The 5,460-nt window shown below is 62.2% G+C and carries 5 protein-coding genes and 1 pseudogene; 4 read left to right on the top strand and 2 right to left on the bottom strand.

The annotated features are described in order from the left end of the window. Window positions 1-182 (bottom strand): annotated as a pseudogene (locus B3V69_RS00860) (adenine phosphoribosyltransferase); the annotation flags it as partial. A 66-nt stretch (window positions 183-248) separates the two neighbouring features. Further along, window positions 249-2,234, bottom strand: a complete 1,986-nt coding sequence (locus B3V69_RS00855; protein WP_296442912.1) for a monovalent cation:proton antiporter-2 (CPA2) family protein — start codon at window positions 2,232-2,234, stop codon at window positions 249-251. Window positions 2,235-2,281: 47 nt separating this feature from the next. On the opposite strand from B3V69_RS00855, the gene B3V69_RS00850 reads away from it, so the two are divergent. The 4 genes from B3V69_RS00850 to B3V69_RS00835 are packed head-to-tail and all read left to right on the top strand — an operon-like array spanning window position 2,282 to window position 5,244. Next, a complete protein-coding gene (locus B3V69_RS00850) occupies window positions 2,282-3,283 on the top strand; it encodes a KpsF/GutQ family sugar-phosphate isomerase (protein ID WP_296442910.1) in 1,002 nt (333 codons plus the stop codon). Then, window positions 3,283-3,828 (top strand): KdsC family phosphatase, encoded by a 546-nt coding sequence (locus B3V69_RS00845; RefSeq protein WP_296442908.1) that lies wholly within the window; start codon window positions 3,283-3,285, stop codon window positions 3,826-3,828. The genes B3V69_RS00850 and B3V69_RS00845 overlap by 1 nt, the downstream gene beginning before the upstream one ends. Beyond that, entirely contained in the window at window positions 3,825-4,442 is a 618-nt protein-coding gene (gene lptC, locus B3V69_RS00840) for an LPS export ABC transporter periplasmic protein LptC (protein ID WP_296442907.1), read from the top strand. Before B3V69_RS00845 ends, lptC begins: the two co-directional genes overlap by 4 nt. A gap of 22 nt (window positions 4,443-4,464) precedes the next feature. After that, a complete protein-coding gene (locus B3V69_RS00835; protein ID WP_296442905.1) occupies window positions 4,465-5,244 on the top strand; it encodes an SDR family oxidoreductase in 780 nt (259 codons plus the stop codon). Window positions 5,245-5,460: the final 216 nt, after the last annotated feature.

The raw sequence follows: 5,460 nt of genomic DNA, 5'->3' as shown, positions 1-5,460 counted from the left end.
ACGACATCGGGTCGCATCGAGGGATCCATGTAACGGTGGACAAACGCGTCGATCAGTATCCGGAATACTTTGGCGTCCTGCAACAGCGGTGTGATGTCGCGAAACTGCACCCCCGGTGCGGGCCAGTCAGGCACGGTGCGGATGTGATCTCGAAGGTACTGGTTGACACTGAGGTTTTGCATGGATCACCGAAAGGGGCTTGAACCCCTATTGTGCATCGTGCCTGAATCCGGCAAGGCCAGGGCGCTTCAACCCTTGAGCAATATCTGCTCGGCCATGGCCAGCGATTCGGCCTTGCCGGAGAGCACCAGCGTATCGCCATCTTCAATCAACGGGTCCTGCGCGATGGACACGACTTTGCCGCCGCTGCGGCGCAGGCTGACGATGTGAACATCCAGCGCCTGCAAGGCCGAATAGCTGACTGGCCTGCCAATGGACTTGGCGCCCAAAGGCAGGGTCAGCGACGTCAGTCGTTCCTGATGGAGTTCATCAACCGATTCGTCGTCGGCCCCATGGAAGTAGCCACGAAGCAGGTTGTAGCGGGCATCACGCTGGTTTTGCACGATGCGAATCACACGCCGCATCGGCACGCCCACCAGTGCCAGGGCGTGGCTGGCCAGCATCAGCGAGCCTTCGATCGCCTCCGGCACCACCTCGGTGGCGCCGGCTTGTTGCAGCGCTTCAAGGTCACGGTCGTCCTGCGTGCGGACGATGACGGGCACCTGGGGTGCATGGGACCGGGTATGGGCCAGTATCTTCATGGCGCCAGGTACCTCAAGGTAGGTGATGACCACGGCACTGGCCCGTGCCAGCCCCGCCGCCATCAGGGCCTGCAGGCGGGCGGCATCGCCAAACACCACGGAGTCACCGGCGGCCGCGGCCTGGCGCACCCGATCCGGGTCGAGGTCCAGCGCCATGTAGGGGATGCCTTCTTGCTCCAGCATGCGGGCCAGGTTCTGCCCGCAGCGGCCGTAGCCACAAATAATCACATGCTTGTTGGCGTTGATCGACTTGCGGGCAATGGTGGTCATTTGCAGGGACTGCTGCAGCCATTCGCTGCTGACCAGCTTCATCACAATCTGGTTGCTGTACAGAATGATGAAGGGCGTGGCCAGCATGGAAAGCACCATGCTCGCCAGTATCGGGTTCAGCAGCGCGGGCGGTATCAGGGCGTTGGTCTGTGCCAGTGTCAACAGCACAAAGCCGAATTCACCGGCTTGCGCGAGGTACAGGCCGGTGCGCAGCGAAACGCCGGTCATGGCGCCCAGCCGACGTGCCAGCAAGGTCACCAATGCGGCCTTGAACAGCACCGGCAGCGTGACCAGAAAGAGCACCAGGGGCCATTGTTCCAGCAGTAGACGCCAGTCCAGCATCATGCCGATGCTGATGAAAAACAGGCCTAGCAAGACATCGTGAAACGGCCGGATATCGGTCTCCACCTGCTGTTTGTATTGCGTCTCCGAGATCAGCATGCCCGCGATAAAAGCCCCCAGCGCCAGACTCAGGCCCGCCAGCTCCGTCAACCAGGCCAGCCCCAGGGTGATGAGCAGCAGATTCAGGACAAACAGCTCTTCGCTCTTGCGCCGGGCCACCAGCGTCAGCCACCAGCGCATCACGTGCTGGCCACCGACCAGCAGCAAGGTGATCAAAACAGTGGCCTTGAGGGTCGCGATCACCAAGGTTGCGAAAAGTTGTTCGCCGGAAGCCCCCAGCGCCGGGATCAGGACCAACAGCGGGACCACGGCCAAGTCCTGAAACAGCAGCACCCCCATGACACGTTTGCCGTGCTCCGATTCCATTTCCAGTCGCTCGGTCATCAGCTTGACCACAATGGCCGTGCTGCTCATGGCCAGTGCGCCCGACAGGGCCAACGCCGTTTGCCAACGCATACCCCAAAGCGTCGGCGCCAGGACGGCCAGACTGAGGGCGGCCGCGGTGGCACCGAGCATGGTTAACAGCACCTGGAAAAACCCCAGTCCAAACACATGCTTGCGCATGGCACGCAGTTTGGGCAGGTTGAACTCCAGCCCGATGACAAACATCAGGAACACCACCCCGAATTCGCCCAAATGGCGCACGCCATCGGCGTTTTGCGCCAGCGCCAGGGCGTTGGGTCCGATCAGCACGCCCACCGCCAGATAACCCAGCATCGGTGGCAGTTTCATGGAGCGGCACACCACCACACCCAGCACGGCGGCCAGCAGGTAGAGGAGCGTCAGTTCAAGCGGGCTCATTCCCAGATACTAACAAGCAGCGACGCGCTGACCGATAAAATGCGGCAATGACTAGTCAACAAAACCAGGCCGCGGCCTTTCAGGCGGAGCAGGCCATTCGCCTGGCACGGGAAACGCTGGACATCGAGGCGGCCGCTGTGCTGGGTTTGAAGCAGCACCTGGGCGCTTCTTTCGCCCGTGCGGTGGAGATGATGCTGTTGGTGCGGGGTCGCGTGGTGGTGATGGGCATGGGCAAGAGCGGCCACATCGGGCGCAAGATAGCGGCCACGCTGGCCTCTACCGGGACGCCCGCCATGTTCGTGCACCCGGCCGAAGCCAGCCACGGCGACCTCGGCATGATCAAACCGGTCGATCTGGTGCTGGCGATTTCGAACAGTGGCGAGTCAGAAGAGCTGACGGCGATCCTGCCCGTGCTCAAGCGCATGGGTGCGCCCCTGATTGCCATGGCGGGCAAGGCCGAATCGACGCTGGCCCGCCATGCCGATGTGTTTCTGGATTGCGGCGTCGAGAAAGAAGCCTGCCCCTTGAACCTGGCGCCCACGGCGAGCACCACGGCGCAGCTCGCGCTGGGCGACGCGCTGGCCGTCGCCTTGCTGGATGCGCGCGGCTTCAAGGCGGAAGATTTCGCGCGCTCCCACCCCGGCGGCGCGCTGGGACGCAAGCTGCTCACCCACGTCAGTGATGTGATGCGCTTGGGTGATGACGTACCCAAGGTCGGACCGCAGGCCAGTTTCAGCGAATTGATGCGCGAGATGAGCGTCAAGGGCCTGGGCGCGACGGCCGTCGTGGATGACAACATGAGCGTGCTGGGGATTTTTACCGACGGCGACCTGCGCCGCTTGGTCGAGAAAGGCATTGATCTGCGTGCCGCCACCGCGCAGCAAGTCATGCATCCCAAGCCGCGCACAGTCGCCAGCACAGCCCTGGCGGTGGAGGCCGCCGAATTGATGGAACACCACTGCATTACCAGCGTGCTGGTGCTGGATGCGGCGGGTCAGCTGTGCGGCGCCCTCAACAGCAACGATCTGATGCGGGCCAAGGTAATCTGATGGCCCCCGCACTCAATTTCCCCCCGGAGTTGCTGCTCAAGGCGCAGGGCATTCGCGTGGCGTTCTTCGATGTCGATGGCGTCCTGACCGACGGCGGCCTGTACTTCATGGAAACGGGCGAAACGATCAAGCGTTTTCATACGCTGGACGGCCACGGCCTCAAGCTGTTGCAGCGGGCCGGCATCACCCCGGCGGTCATCACCGGGCGCGACTCCAAACCCCTGCGTTTGCGGCTTGAAGCCCTGGGCATCGCGCATGTGCACTATGGCACGGAGGACAAACGCCCAGCCGCCGAACAAACCCTCAAGGCCTTGGGGCTGGACTGGGGTCAGGCTGCAGCGATGGGTGACGACTGGCCGGATCTTGCCGTGATGCGGCGCTGCGCGCTGGCCTGTGCGCCACACAACGCCCATGAGGAGGTCAAGGCGGCCTCGCATTACGTGACCAAGGCCCGGGGCGGGGATGGCGCCGTCAGAGAATTGTGTGATTTGCTGCTGGTGGCTAGCGGCCAGTACGCCCGTCTGCTGGAGGAAAGCACGCGGTGATAAAACTGATACGTGCCGCGTGGGAACGCCTGTCGCTCTACCTGCCCGTGATTCTCATGGGCGTGCTGGCGTTGGGAACCTACTGGCTGGTTCGCAGCACGCCGCTGTCGCTGCCGCCCGAGCAGGAGGCGCCTGCCCGGCACGAGCCCGACTATTTCATGCGCAAGTTTTCGGTCAAGACCTTTGATGGCGCGGGACGCCTCAAGAGTGAAGTGTTGGGGAGCGATGCCCGCCACTTCCCTGACACGGACACGCTGGAAATCGATTTTGTGCGCATCCGCTCATTTAACGAAGAGGGTCGCCTGAGCACGGCATCCGCCAATCGCGCGTTAACCAATGGTGATGCGTCGGAAGTGCAGTTGTTTGGCGACGCCCGGGTGGTGCGCGAGTCCGTGACCAACAAGGCGGGGCAGCCGCAGCCTGGCATGGAGTTTCGCGGCGAGTTTCTTCATGCGTTTATGAATACCGAGCGCGTCAAATCGCACAAACCGGTGGAACTGATACGTGGTAAAGACCACTTCACGGCAGACACGATGGATTTCGACAATCTCGACCGCGTCATGCAGCTCAAGGGACGTGTCAAGGGCACGCTGGTGCCTGACGCCGCCAAATAGACAGCCCGGAGGACACTTATCCATGTCCAGACTCGTTTTTATCACGGGTGCGTCCAGTGGCATTGGCCAGGCACTGGCCTGGCGCTTTTACCAGGCAGGCTATGCGCTGGCCTTGGTGGCACGCCGCACCCATGAGGTCGAATCATGGGCCAGATCCTGTCAATTAAGCCTAGATTGCTATCAAATTTATAGTGCTGATGTCTCTGTATCTGACAGCATTGTGGCTGCGGGACAGGCCTGCATGCAGCAGCAGGGTGTCCCCGACGTGGTGATCGCCTGCGCTGGCATTAGCATTGGCGTGGATACGGCCCAGCGGGCCGATATGGCGGTGATGGCCAGCACCTTTGCCACCAACAACATGGGCACGGTCGCCACGTTTCACCCTTTTTTGGATGCCATGGTCAAGCGCGGCTCGGGAATTCTGGTGGGCATCGGCAGTGTGAACGGGATCCGCGGCTTTCCCGGCCATGGTGCGAACTGTCCGAGCAAGGCGGCCATGATCAGTTATTGCGAGTGTCTGCGCGGTGAGCTGCGGGGCAGCGGCGTGAAAGTGGTGACCCTGTGCCCGGGCTATATCGATACGCCGTTGACGCAGAAGAATGCCTACGCCATGCCGTTCCTGATGCGCCCGGATGATTTTTCTGAAAAAGCATTCAAGGCGATTGAGGCTGGCGTCAGCTACCGTGTGATTCCCTGGCAAATGGGGCTGGTGGCCAAGGTGCTGCGGCTGCTGCCCAATTGGCTGTTTGACAAGGTTTTTGCCGGGCGACCCCGAAAACCACGTCGTACGACGGATGCTTGAGCGGCCCTGACCCGCAGCGGGGTGGGGCGTGTTGAGCGTGTCGTGGATGATGAAATGAAAAAAGGGCCACAAGGGCCCTTTCATTTTCGCTTGGCGTAAGCCAGTCGAGTGCTTAGTAGCTGCTACGGCCACCGCCGTAACCACCACCGCCGCCGCCGCCGCTACGGCCGCCGCCGCCAGCGCCACCGCCGTAACCACCACCGCCGCCGCCGCCGC

This window comes from Rhodoferax sp. UBA5149, assembly GCF_002413825.1.
In the GTDB taxonomy this organism is placed as follows: Bacteria; Pseudomonadota; Gammaproteobacteria; order Burkholderiales; family Burkholderiaceae_C; genus Rhodoferax.
This window is presented reverse-complemented; position numbering and strand designations above follow the sequence as displayed.